This is a genomic window from Halosimplex halophilum, from assembly GCF_004698125.1.
GTDB lineage: Archaea > Halobacteriota > Halobacteria > Halobacteriales > Haloarculaceae > Halosimplex > Halosimplex halophilum.
Map to the genome: position 1 here is coordinate 1055079 of NZ_ML214297.1, position 17403 is coordinate 1072481.

Genomic DNA, 17403 nt, shown 5'->3' on the forward strand with positions numbered 1-17403 from the left:
TCTGGGCAGGGATTCGCTCTTGGCTCTTGCCTATTCGATGCTGGGCCTGCGGTGAGGCCGTGGTCCCCTTTCACGTGAGCAATCCAGCAATTCTTTGCATGGAATCCGTGCTTTTGCTTCACATATTCGCGGATTTCATCATAGGTAGCTGACATTGTGTGCCAGCCTTGAATCTACGATTAGATAAGAGCATCGCGCTCGCCGCGCGTCTTATATATACACCCCTCCGGCCGCTGAGAAGGGTAGCCCATGATGTGTATTGCTCTCTAAAGGCGACTGAGCGTGTTCGGTTGTCCATTGTATACTACAGGGGGCCGGGTTTCCGTTTACATATCTCCACTCGGCTGCCGTCATGTGATTTTGGCAGCTGAAGTGTAAAATGATAATTTGGCCTGGTTAGGGATTAGATTAGAGTCTCAGCTATATTCTCCACAATTCAGCGTCTCTGTGGCTATTTTCCGGATTTCATTTCTATAACATGGGAGCAAATATATCAACTATTCATTACGATGTATCGCAAATTGGCCTCTTGTAATTTTTATACTTGGAAGGGTTCATCCCGTGTATAATGACAGTCGATACCAATTCTACTGACGGCACAGTTCCCGAATACTTCACAGAGGATGTGCTGAAATCGTATACAATTCTAGCTTCAGCACAGCAAATGCTGCAGTATCGTAGTTTTCTTGCACGTAATGCTAATAATACAATTAAAAAGATACACCAAGGAGGGATTGATTTTCAAGACTCGCCAAATATACAACAAGAGCGAAATATTATTCGTGCTCTTCATGCAGAGATGGTTTCTGAGACGATCTCAATATTGGAAGGATTAGCAGCGGTAAGTATGAATCCAGAGGACCCACCGGAAGAACGGGCAAGAAATCTCCTCACGTATAAGACTTATCAGGTCGGAGACTTCTATGACTCAATCGGTCAGGAGTCAGATTTGAGTGACTTTAAGGACATCATGTCATATCCCTCTGTGTCGGAATTAGACATTGATACTAATGATGAAGAGTATTACCGGAAAATTATGGATGGAAACGCAGACGCTTATCGAGATTTCTTTGATATATGTAGCGATACTTGGGATATATTAAAAGATTGTAGAAACAAGATCACGCACGGGTTCTTTCTACTACTCCACGACGAAGAAAGACTTGCTACTAGAACAGGAGGAGAAAGGGTCTTTCCAAAAGGCTGTAATGACTATCTTGCAACTGTAGATTGGGATAAGGATAGCAACGATTTCGACCCATCGGCTCTTCTCATCGGCGAGCAGCCCAGAGAAGCTTATCTCACTGTCGCACGTAATGCCGCAATGGTTCAAAATGACGTTATCGTTGGGTTGATGAATTCTATCAGGAATCAAGGAGACCCGGTTTTTCCAGAAAGGCTGTTCGGCGGAGACCATCGCCCAAATCAAAAACCAAGCACAGAGCCATCATATGAATTGGCAAATATCCAAGCAGAAATCGACCAAGAGTTCGAAGAATCATTTATTCAGCGGCAGGAAGAATTTTTAGAGAGTGTAGAAGAGTTAGTTAACAAGTACGGCGCCTAGACCTGCACATTAGTTCTACGTAGTCAATTTCTACGATACGAACCCCAGCGGTCGCACGTCGAGAGAATCGTTCGACGCGATATGCACACGAGCGAGATCGGGCCGTGTGCATACTCAGATGAAATCGAACCTCGATGCGGCTGATTCTGACGCGATGGGCGATGGGCTGTGGGCCTTTTTATAATGAGCGACTGTCTCAGTTACCTGAGTAGAACGGTATACGCCGGTCGTGTTCACGAGCGCTTAGTTTGCGCTCGCCCCTCGAATAGCATGTGGAAGCTTAGAGATCTCGGAGTCATCCCCACGGAATCTATACGTCGATTGGTCGGTCTTGATGACGAGCGACGCTTTTGCAAAGAGGATGCCTAAGATCACCAGAACAACTCCGATAGAGATCGGAAGAAACGCTACCATCTCTGTACCGCTTGGTATCTGCGAAATGACCGACAGAAGGAGCCAAAGAATAGCACCCGCAATGATTGCGAGCATACCGTATCTCGTTAGACCATTCAAATACGACGGTGGTGAATAATCTATCTCAGAGATACTATCCAATCGAATATCTGTTATCGACTGTGCGGTATCGAACACGAGCCGGGAGTCGCTACAGACAATTTTCCCGCTCCCGGTGTAGGGAGGAACCGGCTTGGTTTGGTCGACTTCTATGGTAACTAGACGAGACTCTTGCTTTTTCAGATAGTCCTCAGCATCCATAGTCTGTAGTGGCTGATAGATTCCAAAGAGATCACTTCAATCTGTTCTCTGCGGAAACCACTTTCACTTTCACTCTACACTAGGCTGGCATCTTTTTACTACCCCCCTCTGCTCCCAGATGCGATGTCCACTAACCGGCAAGTCGAGTTGAGCGAATCGTGGTCCGGAGATAGAGTGCTGTCAGAGGATCTGCGAAAGCGGATTCAGTCTACCCTCCGGTCCCTGCTGTCGACCAGAAACCCGGACGGCGAGTTGGTGGAAATCACCGAAGATCTCCCGTTCGAGGTGACGCAATTCAACATCACCCACTACGTCGACCACTCTTTCGGGTTCGAGTTATTTGTGAACCATTCAGACGACGTGACGCTGGTTACCGACGACGTGGTTGATTGCGTCCACCACGCGGAGGGGCACCCGCTTTCGACGCTCGCGGAGCTGGGCGAGAACTACGAAGCCCTGGAGAAGGACCTGCTCGAAACCATCGCGGTGATGGTCGACCTCCCGGAGCATCCTGACGACCGCGAACGCCACCTATATGGAGATCTCGCGTTTACAAATACTTGTTACGATGTGTGTCTAATCTTCACCTTCCTGTATGACCCCGGTAAGCATATACGAGGAATATATCAGGACGCAGCATTCTAAGGGGGACGAACCGTCGGCATCCCGGTAGATCCTGAAACTGAGGAGATTCTCGAAAGAGACTAAGTTGAAACATACGCTTCCTTCGCAGAAGCCGCGGTATAGTTTTCAGTTAGCGTCAACAATCATCTTAACTAAGAGAGGGAATGACTCGTAAGAAATCCCCACAACAAGAGTTAGAACAGTATTCCCGAATGAAGTTTGGGATGCTCTTTTCGGAGTGGATTGTAAATTCGCATGATGAGGAGGATTTTGGTTTTGACTTTGAAATCCGCCCGACGGAGCGATCTGAATCTGGATTCTATAATGTCAAGCCATCGGGTTTTTACGCCCAATTAAAAGCATCTGAAGAGTTTGAGGGGGAGACTGAGATCTCGTTTGATATGGAAGTAGATTATCTATTGGAAGAATGTCTGAGCACAACGGTCCCCGTTATGTTAGCACTCTACGATAGGGGAGAGGATGAATTCTACTGGTGTATCCTTCAGAAATATTGTTGGGATATCTTGGAAGAGAATAAATCAAATTGGCGGGATCAGGAAACAGTGCGACTGAAGATACAGAGGAAACCACTTTCTGCCACTTTTCAAAAACATATCCTCCGGACTGAGGTAAAGAAGGTTCAGGACCGAATCGCATTTCGTAGGTATATCGGTGAAATCAAGACGGTCGGTTCACCGTCAAATGCAGAAGATCTGTCGGATAATAGTTCAACTGAGGAATACAAGCACCAACGATTAGATTTGGTCCGTCAACTCCTGAACTCTGGTAATAAATCCCGAGCACTATCTGAATTAATAGAAATTTATAATATGCCTGGGGAGGACCGAGGTAAACTTGAGGCGATAATTCAACTTCTGGAATCAAGGGAAATCACGGACCCCGTTATTGCAGTTGCACAGCGTCGATTCGCAGTTGAAGGGCTATATCTCTGTGAAAAATACGAAATTACGGAATATGTAGATTCTCTTAGAGAGAAAAAATTCAGGGCTGAGGACTATATTGACCGGTACTTTGTCGGTGCACGGGTGTTTGATTCAGAGGCTGACGAAGAGGCAATTGTGCTTGATGTCGAGGACTGGCTTCCCGATGAAGAGAGCCAAATGTTAGCGGCGATACTCCAATATGAAGATGGGATTCTGTACGATGCATCAGCCGGTGGATTTGGAGGGTCAAGATTTGAGTTCATAGAATCTGGTGAATCCAATTATCCCTTAGACGGAGCTTGTGATGAAGACAAGCATGACTTCGAAGCATCGAATTATAGGGAGCTTGGAGAAACTGATTTTTGTATTGAATGTGGGTTATCGCGGCAGGTTCTTGCAGAATTGTTGGACCACTCTCTAAGAAAAAGCATGGAGACAAAATGTACGAATTGTGACGATGTGATTCCATCGAGTATGGACCTAGATGAGATCGGGATAGGAATTGATGGAGAATTTCTATGCCACGACTGTAGCAATCAAAATTCTGTCTCTAGCCAATAGCTGAATTGCTGAACGAAACCATAATCCACTTTTTTAGTTTCATCAGTGGAGATGACACTAAAATCACCCATCTGACCATCTATACCTACGATATTCTGAATTTCACTTTCACTCTGACCCTCAGACTCGCCTCTTTTACACACCCCTCCAAATCGGCCGGTTGGCCATGTCGAAGTTGACGATTGAGACGCAGGCGGATAGCTGGCGACTCCGCTGTCCGAACGGCCACAAGGTCGCACCGACGAACAATCACTGGTACTGCCGCCAGTGTGCGCGGAGATGGGACGACGAGGCGACGCCGGAGATCGAGGAAGCTATCGACGCGAAAACCGGCGAGCGACTGAGCGCCGACGCCGAAAGAAATACGGCCCGCCGTACACAGCGTATACATATGAGCACGATCAGAGTCAGCGAGGACGTGAAAGAGCGTCTTCGCGACCTCAAACGCGAGGACGAGAGTTTCAACGACTTGCTGGACCGTCTCAGCCGAACGGAGAAAGACGTAGAGCGGATCGCAGAAGACCTGAGCAGCATCGGTGGTGAGGACTTCGAGGAGGATATGCAGGAAGCCCACGATGAGTTGAACGAATCCCTCGAGGAACGGATCGGCCGATGATCGTTCTGGACCGGGACATCGTCGCGAAGCTCGCTCAGACGGACCAGTCGGTGATCAACCACCTGCACCAGTACAGCAGCGAAGAGTGGACGATCCCCTCGCTGGTCGCCTGGGAGTCCTACAAGGCACAGGACTCTCGGACCGAGATGCGACAGACGCAGTCGACGCTACGGTCGAATTTCGACCGGATCCTCGACTTCACCGACGACACCGCGCTCGAAGCCGCGTACCTCGACGAGAAGTTCCAGTCCCAGGGCGTGAACGTCCCTCCTGTCGATCTATTGAACCTGGCGACCGCTCACGAGGCGAACGGGACGTTCGTCACTCACAACAGGAACGATTTCGACAAGCCGCCACTGCACGACCTCGTAGATGTAGACGTGGTGAATACAGACTGATGGGAACCGATCCCGATAGATGACGGAAACCGAGTACTACGGTTACACGGCCGACCAACTACGGATAATCGCAGGGACGACGATAGCGCTCACGTTCGCACCGCTACTCTTCTCGCCGGTCGACGGGTGGGGACTCCACCGGTTCGCACTCGCGCTGGGCTGTGGCCTGCTCGCGGCACTCACGGGACTCGCGCTTCACCGGCTCTGACCGGCACGACCGTCCGGTATCAGTACTTACAACCCACTACCGGACCAACGGACGACCGGTGAGACTTCTATGACGGTTCCGACGCAGACGCTACCGAGCGGCGACGAACTCCCGCAGGTCGGGTACGGCACGTGGAACATCGGCGGCGAGACGGTGAAAGAGGGCGTCCGAGCTGCCCTCGACGCCGGCTACGGCCACGTCGACACCGCCGAAGGGTACAAGAACGAAGCCGAGATCGGGGAGGCGCTGGCCGAGTACGACCGCGAGGACGTGTTCCTCACGTCGAAGGTGCTCCCGAAGAACCTCAACTACGACTCGGTGATCGAGTCCTGCCGGGACTCGCTGGACCGGCTGGGCACCGACTACCTCGACCTGTACCTGATCCACTGGCCGAACCCGGCGATCTCGCTGCGGGAGACGCTCGACGCGATGGCGACGCTGCACGACGAGGGGCTCGTCCGGAACGTCGGCGTCTCGAACTTCAGCGCCTACCAGCTGTCCTGCGCCCACCACATCTCGGACGTGCCGATCGCGGTCAACCAGATCGAGTTCCACCCGTGGCTCCAGCGGCCCGACCTCGTCGAGTACTGCCGCGAGACCGACACCGTGGTCGAGGCGGCGGCGCCGCTGGCTCGCACGGAGGTCTTCGAGGACGAGGCCGTCCAGCAGCTGGCCGACGAGTACGACAGGCACCCCGCCCAGATCGTCCTCAAGTGGGCGGTCGAGCGCGACATCGTCGTCCTGCCCAAGTCCTCCTCGCCGGACCACGTCGAGTCGAACCTTAACCTGTTCGACTGGTCGATGGCCGACGAGGACCTGGAGACGCTCGACGGCCGCGACCGCGACGAGCCGGTCTACGACCACCCGGCCCGCGACTGGTCGGGCGACGTGTACGGTATCAACCAGTAGCGAGCCGCCGCGAAGTCGCTCGATTTCGCCCGAGCGTCCCACGTCGCCCGGTTTCGGCCATCTTTCCACATTACCCATTTTCACTGACGTACTACCCTGTCAGCCGACCACGAAGACCCGGCTGACCGCCTCGAACCGATAGATCGCTATCGTCCACATCTACCGGAGAAATCGGGACGATGATTCAACGATGCCGAATACTTCTTTGAATTCGTATTACGATGGCGCACATACCAAAACATTCATCACACAATTCGACGAATATCTGAGTATGAGCACCGATATGCGGTCGGTCGACGGACGATCGGTGGCCGAGCCGGAGATCGTCGCGACGGTCGACGAGGTCGACGGGGACGCCCGGTTCGTCGTCGCCGACATCGCCCGCGACGAGGCGTGGGCCTCGGTTCCCGAAGCCGACGCCTGCTCGCTCGACGAGTGGCGATAGCTTGCCGGCCGTAGCGGTGCACGCAGTGGGAGTCCGGATTCGGCCGCCGGCGTGTGGCCGGCGGTCGGTTCACCGGTCCCAGTCCAGTTTTCACTCGGCAGACCCGGAGACAGCTGCGGCCAGCGCGACGGCGAGCGCGGTCGCGAGTGCGACGGCGCCGGCCGCGAGGAGGAGCGACTCGTAGCCGACGCCGGGGCGGCTCGCGAGTCCGGTGAAGAGGATCGGGCCGGCGGCGCGGCCGAGAAACGTCGTGCTGTTGCGGAGGCTGAAGGCGCCGGCGCGGTACTCGGCCGACACCCCTTCGCTGACGGCGGCGTCGATCGAGGGGAGCAACAGGCCGATCCCGGCACCGGCCGCGGTGAGTGCGGTCGCGGTCCCCGCAACAGTGGCCGCCGCCCACGCCCCGACGAAGCCCAGGCCGTAGCAGCCGAACCCGAGCGCGACGAGTCGGTCGCTGGACAGCCGGCGGGCCAGCCGGCCGCTGGCGGCGGCGACGACGGTCGACACCGCTTCGGTCGCCAGCAGTGCGACCCCCACGAGGACTGGCGTGAGCGTCCGTTCGAGCAGGAACGGGACGGCGGTGAACACGACGCCGAACGCGAGCAGTTCCGTCAGCAGGGTCGCGCCGAAGAGCCCGAGCGTCCGGGGCGTCGCGATCTCCACCGCGGCCGCGCGCAGGTAGCCGGTCCCGGCGTCCCCTGACCGCGTCCGGCTCTCGGGGAGGACGAGGAACACTCCCAGCGCGACCGGGAGCGCCGCGAAGTACGCGAGAAACGGCGCGTTCCAGGCGACCGTGACGAGCGCGCCGCCCAGAACCGGGAACAGCGCCGCGGCCGCCGAGAGGACGGCGACGTTGACGCCGAGGACCGCGTTGCGCTGCGGGCCGTCGAACGTGTCGCCGATGATCGTGACCGTCGTGATGAAGATCGCCGCGGCGCCCGTCCCCTGCAGGACCCGCAGCGCGAGCACCACCTCGAACGAGGGGGCGAAGGCCATCGACCCCCCGAGGAGGCCGAACAGGGCGAGGCCGGCGACGAGGACGGGTTTCCGCCCGACGCGGTCCGTCAGGACGCCGACGAACGGCGAGAGGACGATCCCGACGAGGAAGTACCCGCTGACGAGCAGGCTCGTCTCGGGTTCGGACACCCCGAACTCGTCACGGAGGACGGGCAACCCTGGACTCACCAGCGGGACCCCAAGCGGGGCGAGCGCCGTGCTCGCGAGCACGACCTGGACCGTCCGCGACCGCCACGGGACCCCCGCTGTCGCCCCGTCGTCGTCTTCGGTGGCTCCGGACACGCGCCGACGGAACGGCGCCCGCGTCGAAAAACAGGGGCCGCTTATCCCGACTCGGGGGTCCGTACGCGGACGCTACCCGGAGGTCAGCCGGCGAGTATCGAGGGGCCGGACGCTCGCGGGTTAGTTCGCGGCAGAACACGGGCCGGAAGGGATTTGAACCCCTGACCGTCTGATTAAGAGTCAGACGCTCTGCCGGACTGAGCTACCGGCCCACGGATTCGAGTTACGGAGGTTGACTGAAATACGTTACTGTTCGGTCCCGGGCGGTCGGAACAAGGGGGAATTATATGCGTCGTGGCCCTGTGACGTGACAGTATGAGTGCCGGCATCACGATGGCGTCGATGTCTCGTTACGCCATCCTCGGGTGCGGGAGCGTGGGTCACGCCGTCGCCGAGGAACTCGTCGACGAGGGCAAGGAGGTCGAGATCATCGACCGCGACGAGGGACGCGTCGAGGCGCTGCGCGACCAGGACCTGGACGCCAACGTCGCCGACATCCGCGACGAGGCCGTCGTCGACGCGGTGGCCGACTGCGACGTGGTCCTCATCATGTCCTCCGACGTCGAGGCCAACTCCGCCGCCGTCGAGAACATCCGCGCCCGCGGCGACGACCACTTCATCGTCGCCAGGGCCTCCGACCCCGTCTCCGCCGACGAACTCACGGATCTGGGCGCCGACGTGGTGATCAACCCCTCCGCCGTCATCGCCGACTCCGCGCTGCGCGCCCTGGAGACCGGCGAACTGGAGTTCAAGGCCCGCAACCTCGCCGAGGTCATCGACGACACCGAGGAGCGCATGGCCATCCTCGTCCACCGCAGTCCGGACCCCGATTCGATCGCCTCCGCCGCGGCGCTGCGGGACATCGCCGCCAGCCGCGACGTGGAGGCCGACATCATCTACGAGGGCGAGATCGGCCACCAGGAGAACCGCGCGTTCGTCAACCTGCTGGGCATCGACCTCGTCTCCCGCGACGAGGTCGACATGGACGACTACGACACCGTCGCCCTGGTCGACTACGCGAAGGGCGGCGAGCCCGCCGCCGGCGAGATCGACATCCTCCTCGACCACTACGAGTACGAGAACGAGGACCTGGACACCGGCTTCGAGGACGTGCGCTCGAACGTCTCCGCCACCTCGACCATCCTCACCAAGTACATTCAGGAACTCGATCTGAATCTCAGCCAGGAGGTCGCCACCGCCCTGCTCTACGGCATCCGCGCCGAGACGCTGGACTTCAAGCGCGACACGACCCCCGCCGACCTCACCGCGGCGGCCTACCTCTACCCGTTCGCCGACCACGACACGCTCGAACAGGTCGAGTCGCCGTCGATGTCGCCCGAGACGCTGGACGTGCTCGCCGAGGCGATCCGCAACCGGGAGGTCAGCGGCTCCCACCTCGTCTCCAACGCGGGGTTCATCCGCGACCGCGACGCCCTGGCCCAGGCCGCCCAGCACCTCCTGAACCTCGAAGGCATCACCACGACCGCCGTCTTCGCCATCGCCGACGACACCATCTACCTCGCCGCCCGCTCGAAGGACATCCGCATGAACATCGGGAAGGTGCTCGACGACGCCTTCGGCGAGATGGGCGAGGCGAAGGGCCACTCGACCGACGCCGCCGTCGAGATCCCGCTGGGCATCTTCACCGGCATCGAGACCAGCGAGGACAACCGCGAGACGCTCCTGCAACTGACCGAGGAGGCCGTCCGCAAGAAACTGTTCGACGCGATGGGCGTCGACTCCGCGGGCGAGAGCAACGGCAGCTGACGGACGGTACTTTTCGACGGGTGCGCCTCGCGCGAGCGGGAGATACATACCGGAGAGGGGCGAACTCCAACGCATGAGCGACAGCGACTGGAGCGACCGGATCGTCGGCGAGCGGATGCAGACCGACCAGGAGTTCGCCGAGAAGGTCGCCGCCTCGAACTTCTCGCGCCAGCAGTGGGGGCTGATCATGACCGCCGTCGAGTTCGAGATCGAGAACCCCGACGACCCCGAGTCGGCCCGCCTGGTGGCGGACACGAGCAAGGTCGAGAGCGTCGTCCCCGAGCTGGAGAAGGTCGACCAGGCCGCGGGGATGGCCGCCGGCGGCGGTCGACCGGACGACGACGCCGGGGGCATCCTCGACGGGGTCAAGGACGCCCTCGGCCTCGGCGGCGGGGGAGACGGTATCGACCGCGAGCAGCTGGCCGCCGCCGAGGAGATGGCGCAGATGTACGCCGGCGACCTCCAGGAGAGGCTCGAATCCCGGGGCAAGTGGGAGGAGGTCTGTGTCCTCGCCCGGGAGTGACGCGGTCCCGGTGGTTCCCGCCGGGTCCGAACGGCGACCGACCGGCCGCCGTTCGGCGGTCCCGATCCGCTACTCGCTGGTGAACAGCGTCAGTCCCTCGGCCTCGTAGATGTTGATGAGTTCGGCGACGATCTCGTCGTAGGACTCGCCGTCCTCGCGCAGTGCGTCCAGGCGCTCGATCGTCTCCTCGTCGAGTTCGACCGTCGGCATACAGTCGGCACTAGGGACGCTCGGAGACTTAAAATACCGGGACAGCGCCGGGTTCGACGCTCAGAGGCGGTCGACGACGGCCGCGGTCACCTCGTCGGTCGAGGCGTCGCCGCCCAGGTCCGGCGTGCGCGGGCCGTCGGCGAGGACGCCCTCGACGGCCTCGCGGACGGCGGCCGCCTCGTCGCCGTAGTCGAGGTGGTCGAGCAGCATCGCCGCCGAGAGTATCATCGCGGAGGGGTTGGCGATCCCCTCGCCGGCGATGTCCGGGGCCGACCCGTGGACCGGTTCGAACAGCGCGTTGTCCTCGCCGACGTTCGCGCTCGGGAGCAGGCCCAGCCCGCCGACCAGCCCGGCAGCGAGGTCCGAGAGCATGTCCCCTGCGAGGTTCGGACAGATGACGACGCCGTAGTCCTCGGGGTGCATGACGAGGTGCATCGCCAGGGCGTCCATCAGCGCCGTGTCGTAGTCGACGTCGAACGAGTCGCCGACCTCCTGGGCAGTTTCCAGGAAGAGGCCGTCCGTCTCGCGCATGACGTTGGCCTTGTGGGCGATGGTGACGTTCTCGAAGCCGTTCTGTTTCGCGTAGCGGAAGCCGAACTCGGCGATCTCGCGGGAGGCGTCCTCGGTGATCACGCGCGTCAGCGTGCGGACGCCGTCGTCGATCTCGGCCTCGATGCCGGAGTAGACGCCCTCGGTGTTCTCGCGGATGAAGACGAGGTCCGTGTCCGGCTGGACGGCGTCGAGGCCGGGATAGGAGCGAGCGGGGCGGACGTTGGCGAACGAGCCGACCACGTCCCGCAGCGGGAGGATCACGTCGGCGGCCGTCTCGCCGGCGGCGCCGAACAGCGTCGCGTCGGCGTCGGCCGCCAGCTCCCGGGTCTCGGCGGGCAGCGCCTCGCCGGTCTCCGCCTCCACCGCGTCGCCGGCCTCGCCCTCGACGAAGTCGAAGTCGGCGTCGACCGCCTCCAGCACGTCGACTGCCGCCGGTGTGACTTCCTGCCCGATGCCGTCGCCGGGGATCACGGCGATCTCGTGAGTCATGCGAGTAACTCCAGCGGGTGCCGAAAAGAGGGTGTCGATGTGCGACAGCGGCGCTTCGGCGGTCTGACGCCCGATCAGTCGCGGCCGGCGTCACCCGGGTACGCGACCGCCCGCACCGGCGAGGCGTCGGCCCCGTCGAACCGGAGCGGGTAGGCCCGGAGTTCGAACCCCCCGGACACCCGCCCGAGCCCGCGGAGGTTCTCGACGATCAGCCGGTCGGCGTCGAACAGCCGCTCGTGGACGGGGAATCCGTCAGGTTCGCCCTCGTCCGCGCGCTCGGTCGGCGTCGGGTCCGGGTTGACCGTGTCGACGCCCAGATCGCAGCCGTGGGCGGCCAGCCACGCGGCCGCCTCGGCGGAGAGATACGGGTGGTCGAAGTACCGGTCGTCGCCCCAGTGGCGGTCCCAGCCGGTGACGACCGCGACCAGGTCCACCCCGTCGGGGTCGGCGGTCAGCGCGTCCCGGAGCGCGTCGCGGCCGATCCGTTCGCGGGGTTCGAGCGGCCGCAGGTCGGCCGCGGCGGCGTCGAACCGGAACCGCTCGACGGGGAACTCGTCGAGCGACGAGCCGTCCGTGAGGTGCGCGGGCGCGTCGACGTGGGTCCCCGCGTGGGAGTCCAGGTCGAGCCGCGTCGTCCGGTAGCCGTCCGCGTCGCGGGTCGCGTCGGGCTCGACCCGCACGGGCTCCGTGCCGGGGTACACCGGCATCCCGGTGGCCAGCGGATGGGTGAGGTCCAGGGGTGACACCCGCGGGCGTACGCCCGCCCGACTGAAATGGGCGGCGGCGCGGCCGCGGCCGCCCCGCGGGCTCGCGAATTCGGCCTAAACAGGTATCACGTCTGATAACTGGTGAATTAGACATAAGATATCCGGCGATAGCTGGAGGGACAATGAGACTGAGTGCGAAACTCATCCTCGTCTTTCTGGTGGTCTCGCTGATACCGACGGCGGTAGTCGGGGTGACGGCGAACGGGGCGATGACCGACCTGAGCGAGCAGTCCCAGCGCGCGAGCGCGGCGTCGCTGGAAGCGCAGGTGACCGACGAGCTGAACAACAGCGTCGAGGCCCGCAGCGAGGGGGTCGGGAACCTGCTCAACGAGCGCCGCGCCGACGTGAAGTCGCTGGCCGGGACCGCGGCGGTCGCCGACTACTACGCGACGGCGAGCGGCGAGTCGACGGCGGCGCGCGAGCGGAGCGCCCGGCGGCTCGGGACCCTCGCGCTCCACGTCCGCGACGCCGTCGAGAGCACCGCCGAGACGGTCATCGCCGAGCGCTACGACGGGCGGGCCTGGGAGGACCTGAGCGCCGACGAACGACGGGCGGTCGAGACGGCGGTCGAGCGACGGATCGCCGGCACGGCCGGCGACGGGACGGCCGACCGCGGCGCGCTCGCCGACACGTTCCGCCCCGGCTACGTCGGCGAGACCGGGTACGCGATGGTCACCGACCGCAACGGGTCGGTGGTCGTCCACCACGAGGTCGGCGACGGCGAGCGGCTGGGCGACGGCGTCGGCGGGCTCGCGATGGTCTACGACGCGGTCGACCGGACGGTCCGGTCGGACGAGCGCGTCCGCGCCGGCGAGGACTGGGCGAGCGAGACCTACGCAGCGGGCGAGGACGACGCGACACGGGTCGTCTCCTACGCGTACTACGACCGGTTCGACTGGGTGATCGCGCCGACGGTCCCGGTCGCCGAGTTCCGCCGGGGCAGCGTCGTCGAGGCGCGGTCGACCGTCGCGGCCTCCTTCGAGAGCGCGCTGTGGACTCAGACGATGACTGTCGGCGGCGAAGACGTACAGGCCTACCGGAGCCTCCGCCTGACCGACGCCGACGGGCGGGAAGTCGTCGGCGTCACCCGGACCGGCGGCGGGTCGGTCGAGGTCTCGGAGAACGGGACCTCCTACGCGGACGCGGAGTGGTTCTCCCGCGCGGAGGGCGCCCGACCCGGCCGGGTCGTCGTCGGCGACATCGGGATGCGAGACGGCGAACAGCGGAGCGTGCTCGCGACGCCGGTGTACCACGACGGTCGCCTGGCGGGCGTGCTGGCGGCGGAGTTCAACTACCACCACGTCACCAACATGACCAACGGCGTGACCGTCGCGGAGTCGGGGTACCTCTACATCGTCAACGACCGGGGCGAACTCGTCAGTTACCCCCGCGAGGCGCTGCTGCGCGAGCAGGCCAACGTCGCCCAGGGGGCGCTGGGCGACTCCCTGGCGACGATCGTCAACGAACGGATGCTCCAGGGCGAGGCCGGACTCGCGACCTACAGCCTCGGCAACGACAGCGACGCGGCCAAACGCTACGTCGGCTTCCGGCCGATCGACGTGGGCGAGCGGACCTTCACGATGGTCGCAACCGTCCCCGAGTCCGACGTGACCGACCCGGCGGCCGCGCTCGGGGCGCAACTGCGCGCGGAGGCCGACGCGACCCGCCAGACGATCCTGCTCATCCTCGGCGCCGTCCTGGTCGGCGTCGTCGCGACCGGCTACGGGCTCGCCCGCTACTTCGCCCGGCCGATCGAGCGGGTCCGCGACCACGCCCAGCGGCTCGCCCGCGGCGAGTTCGACGAGGAACTGGATGTCGACGCCGGCAACGACGAGATCGGCGAGATGGTCACCGCCTTCGAGGGGATGCACGACAACCTCTCGGTGGCCGCCGCCCAGGCGGACGCGCTGGCCGACCAGGAGTTCGACGCGCCCGTCCTCGACGAGGAGGTCCCGGGCCGGCTGGGCGCCGCGCTGACGACGATGCACGAGAACACCGAGGCGTTCGTCGCGGACCTGGACGAGGCCCGCAGCGAGGCCGAGGCCGCCCGCGAGGAGGCCGAACAGCTGGCCGCCGACCTGCAGCGGCAGGCCGAGGAGGCCGCGGGCGTCCTCGAACGGGCCGCCGACGGCGACCTGACCGCCCGGATGGACGAGGCCCGCGACAGCGAGGCGATGCGGACCATCGCCACCGAGTTCAACGCGATGCTCGCCGACCTGGAGGAGACCGTCGTCGAGATCAAGCGGTTCAGCGACGAGGTCGCGGGCGTCAGCGAGCAGGTCTCCCGCGGGTCGACGGAGGTGTCCTCGGCCAGCCGGGAGGTCGCCGAGTCCATCGAGGACATCGCCGCCCGCGCCGCCGAGCAGACCGGGAGCCTCGAGGAGGTCTCCGGCGAGATGAACGACCTCTCGGCGACCGTCGAGGAGATCGCCTCCTCCTCGGACGAGGTGGCCGAGCTCTCCGCGGCGGCCGCCGCGGACGCCCGCGACGGGACCGACCTGGCCGCGGAGTCGATCGACGTGATGGAGACCATCGAGGCCCAGGCCGACGCGACCGTCGCGGAGATGGAGCAACTGGAGGCGGCGGTCTCGGAGATCGACGAGATCGTCGCGCTCATCGACGACATCGCCGAGCAGACGAACGTCCTCGCGCTGAACGCCTCCATCGAGGCCGCCCGCGCCGGCGAGGCCGGCGAGGGCTTCGCCGTCGTCGCCCAGGAGGTCAAGGGGCTCGCCGAGGAGACGAGCGAGGCGACCGACGAGATCGCCGACCGCATCGACGGCGTGGAGTCGTCGACGGCCGAGACGGTCGCGGACATGCGCGAGATGCACGCGGCCGTCGAGGAGGGCCGCGAGACCGTCGACGAGAGCCTGCGGACGCTGGAGGAGATCGCCGACCGCGTCGAGGAGGCCAACACCGGCGTCCAGTCGATCAACGACGCCACCGACGAGCAGGCCGCCTCCGCCCAGGAGGTCGTCGCGATGGCCGACGACGTGGCATCGGCCAGCCGCGAGACCCGCTCGGAGGCCCAGGAGGTCGCCTCCGCCGCCGAGCAACAGACGACGACCGCCTCGCAGATGGCCGGCACCGCCGACGAACTGGACGACCTGGCCGACCGGCTGCGCGAGCGCCTCGACGAGTTCACCGTCGGCGAGGGGGACGGTACCGACACCGCACCGGGCGGCGGAGACGACGACGGTTTGACCGTGGAGCCCGGGGACACGGGCGGGAGCGCGGATCCGTCCGCGTCCGCCGGCGACGACCGGGCGGCCACGGACGGGGGCGAAGAGTAAGGCGGCCGCTCGCGGCCGCGATCCAGCCGGAGACACGACTGAAGATTGAAGTCCGTGTAGAGTCTAAAGCGGCTCATGCCTGACCCCGTCGGACGAGGAACAGAGACGGGAGCGGGGAGTCGAGACCCTCCCGACGGGCCGCGGATCCGGGCGCAGTTCGCGACTGCCGACCTCCCCCGTCACCTCGCGTTGTTCTACCGCACTCGCGCGGAGCAACTTGCGACGGTCTCGGCGTTCGTGGAGCGCGGACTGGCGCTCGACGAGCGAGTCGTCTACCTCGCCGACGAAAACGAGGTCGAGACGGTGGTCGACGCGCTCGATGCGACGGGGATCGACGTGGCGGCCTGCCGCGACCGGGGACGGCTCCGCGTCGAAGACGCCCGGGCGGTCTACGGGGAGGACACGTTCGACCCGGCCCGGACGGTCGACGGCGTCGAGTCCCTCGCACGCGAGGCCGTCGAGGACGGGTACGCGGGACTCAGGCTCGCCGGCGAGAACACCTGGTCGTTCGAAGCCGACTGCGAGTTCGATAGCGTGATCGAGTTCGAACGCGACTTCGACCGGCGATGTCCGGAGTTCGAGGTGACCGCGCTCTGCCAGTACAGCCTCGACCGGTTCGACGACGCCGCGGTCGGCAAGGCGCTCCAGACCCACGAGCAGGTCGTCTACCGCGGACGGCTCTGCGAGAACCCCTACTACGTGCCGCCCGCCGAAGCCCTGGAAGCGGGCGCGCCGCTTTCCAACGGTACGCTGTTGCTGGAACAGACCCGCGACGTGGACCGCTTCGAGCGCGACATCGAACGCCGCGAACAGCGTCTCTCGGTCGTCAACCGCGTCCTCAGACACAACCTCCGAAACGACCTCAACGTGATCCTCGGGCGACTGGACTGGTTCGAGCGTTCCGATGCGGATCCGGGTCAGGCCGAGCAGATCCGGGTCATCCGCGACGCCGCCGAGCGGCTGCTCGCGCTCTCCGAGAAGGCCCGCCACGTCGACCGGACGCTCGAATCGGTCGACCACGGACAGGTCCCCCTCCTCGACTGTATCGAAGAGACCGTCGACGACCTCGAATCCGAGCTTCCGGACCTCCGGGTCACGCTCGAACGCGCGCCGCCGGACGCGGCCGCCGCCGCCGACAGCGTCGTCGGGCTGGCGATCCGCGAGGTCATCTCGGTCGCGGCGGAGCGACTGGACGACCCGTCAGTCACCGTCTCGGTGCGAACCGACGGCCCCGCCGGCGTCGCGACCGTCGACGTCGCCGCGACCGATCCCTTCGTCTCCCAGGGGACCCGCGACACCCTGCGGTCGGGCTCCGAGGAGTCGCTCCAGCACGCCGTCGGCCTCAGCATGTGGGTCGTCAAGTGGGTCGTCGAGTCGGTGAACGGCTCCCTCCGTATGCCCTCCGACGGACCGGTCGACCGGATCGAGTTCACTGTGCCGACCGTTCCGAGTAGCGGCCCGACCGACAGGTCCGTCTAGGGGCGCCGGCGAAGACAGCCGCCGAACGCGGCGTCAGA

17 protein-coding genes and 1 tRNA gene are annotated in these 17403 nt (G+C 63.3%); 12 read left to right on the top strand and 6 right to left on the bottom strand.

The genetic code is table 11. The features are described 5' to 3' along the window. The first annotated feature begins 568 nt into the window (after nt 1–568). Nucleotides 569–1567 carry a hypothetical protein gene (locus E3328_RS05340; protein ID WP_135363566.1) on the top strand — a complete coding sequence of 333 codons (999 nt, stop codon included), beginning with the start codon at nt 569–571 and terminating at the stop codon, nt 1565–1567. 243 nt (nt 1568–1810) lie between these two features. Here the strand turns inward: E3328_RS05340 and E3328_RS05345 are convergent, their stop codons facing one another. Next, the gene (locus E3328_RS05345) at nt 1811–2281 is read right to left on the bottom strand and encodes a hypothetical protein (RefSeq protein WP_135363567.1); all 471 of its coding nucleotides are present in this window, start codon (nt 2279–2281) and stop codon (nt 1811–1813) included. 123 nt (nt 2282–2404) lie between these two features. On the opposite strand from E3328_RS05345, the gene E3328_RS05350 reads away from it, so the two are divergent. From E3328_RS05350 to E3328_RS21795, 7 genes are all read left to right on the top strand, one after another. Continuing rightward, on the top strand, nt 2405–2926 hold the full coding sequence (locus tag E3328_RS05350) for a hypothetical protein (protein WP_135363568.1): 522 nt from the start codon (nt 2405–2407) through the stop codon (nt 2924–2926). Nucleotides 2927–3117: 191 nt separating this feature from the next. Then, nucleotides 3118–4410 carry a DUF4365 domain-containing protein gene (locus tag E3328_RS05355; RefSeq protein WP_167837310.1) on the top strand — a complete coding sequence of 431 codons (1293 nt, stop codon included), beginning with the start codon at nt 3118–3120 and terminating at the stop codon, nt 4408–4410. A gap of 166 nt (nt 4411–4576) precedes the next feature. Further along, nucleotides 4577–5026, top strand: coding sequence for an antitoxin VapB family protein (locus E3328_RS22795; RefSeq protein WP_342775072.1), 450 nt, complete (start codon nt 4577–4579; stop codon nt 5024–5026). Next, nucleotides 5023–5424 (top strand): type II toxin-antitoxin system VapC family toxin, encoded by a 402-nt coding sequence (locus tag E3328_RS05365; protein ID WP_135363570.1) that lies wholly within the window; start codon nt 5023–5025, stop codon nt 5422–5424. The genes E3328_RS22795 and E3328_RS05365 overlap by 4 nt, the downstream gene beginning before the upstream one ends. A 19-nt stretch (nt 5425–5443) precedes the next feature. Further along, on the top strand, nt 5444–5632 hold the full coding sequence (locus tag E3328_RS05370; RefSeq protein WP_135363571.1) for a hypothetical protein: 189 nt from the start codon (nt 5444–5446) through the stop codon (nt 5630–5632). A gap of 69 nt (nt 5633–5701) precedes the next feature. Further along, on the top strand, nt 5702–6541 hold the full coding sequence (locus tag E3328_RS05375) for an aldo/keto reductase (RefSeq protein ID WP_135363572.1): 840 nt from the start codon (nt 5702–5704) through the stop codon (nt 6539–6541). Between the two features lie 271 nt (nt 6542–6812). Continuing rightward, nucleotides 6813–6986, top strand: coding sequence for a DUF7556 family protein (locus E3328_RS21795; RefSeq protein ID WP_167837311.1), 174 nt, complete (start codon nt 6813–6815; stop codon nt 6984–6986). Nucleotides 6987–7076: 90 nt separating this feature from the next. Here the strand turns inward: E3328_RS21795 and E3328_RS05380 are convergent, their stop codons facing one another. Both E3328_RS05380 and E3328_RS05385 read right to left on the bottom strand, forming a co-directional pair. Further along, on the bottom strand, nt 7077–8285 hold the full coding sequence (locus tag E3328_RS05380; RefSeq protein ID WP_135363573.1) for an MFS transporter: 1209 nt from the start codon (nt 8283–8285) through the stop codon (nt 7077–7079). Between the two features lie 138 nt (nt 8286–8423). Beyond that, nucleotides 8424–8497, bottom strand: a tRNA-Lys gene (locus E3328_RS05385). A 103-nt stretch (nt 8498–8600) separates the two neighbouring features. On the opposite strand from E3328_RS05385, the gene E3328_RS05390 reads away from it, so the two are divergent. Together E3328_RS05390 and E3328_RS05395 are read left to right on the top strand one after the other, a co-directional pair. Beyond that, complete coding sequence (locus E3328_RS05390) at nt 8601–10052, top strand: DHH family phosphoesterase (protein ID WP_135363574.1); 1452 nt, start codon at nt 8601–8603, stop codon at nt 10050–10052. 73 nt (nt 10053–10125) lie between these two features. Continuing rightward, nucleotides 10126–10575, top strand: coding sequence for a DUF5799 family protein (locus E3328_RS05395; RefSeq protein WP_135363575.1), 450 nt, complete (start codon nt 10126–10128; stop codon nt 10573–10575). 69 nt (nt 10576–10644) lie between these two features. Here E3328_RS05395 and E3328_RS21800 read toward each other — a convergent pair whose 3' ends face one another. The 3 genes from E3328_RS21800 to E3328_RS05405 form a co-directional block, all read right to left on the bottom strand. Continuing rightward, nucleotides 10645–10785 carry a DUF7557 family protein gene (locus E3328_RS21800; protein WP_167837312.1) on the bottom strand — a complete coding sequence of 47 codons (141 nt, stop codon included), beginning with the start codon at nt 10783–10785 and terminating at the stop codon, nt 10645–10647. 60 nt (nt 10786–10845) lie between these two features. Next, on the bottom strand, nt 10846–11826 hold the full coding sequence (locus E3328_RS05400) for an isocitrate/isopropylmalate dehydrogenase family protein (RefSeq protein WP_135363576.1): 981 nt from the start codon (nt 11824–11826) through the stop codon (nt 10846–10848). 74 nt (nt 11827–11900) lie between these two features. Beyond that, on the bottom strand, nt 11901–12572 hold the full coding sequence (locus tag E3328_RS05405; protein ID WP_135363577.1) for a cyclase family protein: 672 nt from the start codon (nt 12570–12572) through the stop codon (nt 11901–11903). Nucleotides 12573–12715: 143 nt separating this feature from the next. On the opposite strand from E3328_RS05405, the gene E3328_RS05410 reads away from it, so the two are divergent. Together E3328_RS05410 and E3328_RS05415 are read left to right on the top strand one after the other, a co-directional pair. Then, nucleotides 12716–15886, top strand: coding sequence for a methyl-accepting chemotaxis protein (locus tag E3328_RS05410; RefSeq protein ID WP_135363578.1), 3171 nt, complete (start codon nt 12716–12718; stop codon nt 15884–15886). A gap of 75 nt (nt 15887–15961) precedes the next feature. Next, complete coding sequence (locus E3328_RS05415) at nt 15962–17365, top strand: MEDS domain-containing protein (RefSeq protein ID WP_135363579.1); 1404 nt, start codon at nt 15962–15964, stop codon at nt 17363–17365. Nucleotides 17366–17403 lie beyond the last annotated feature (38 nt).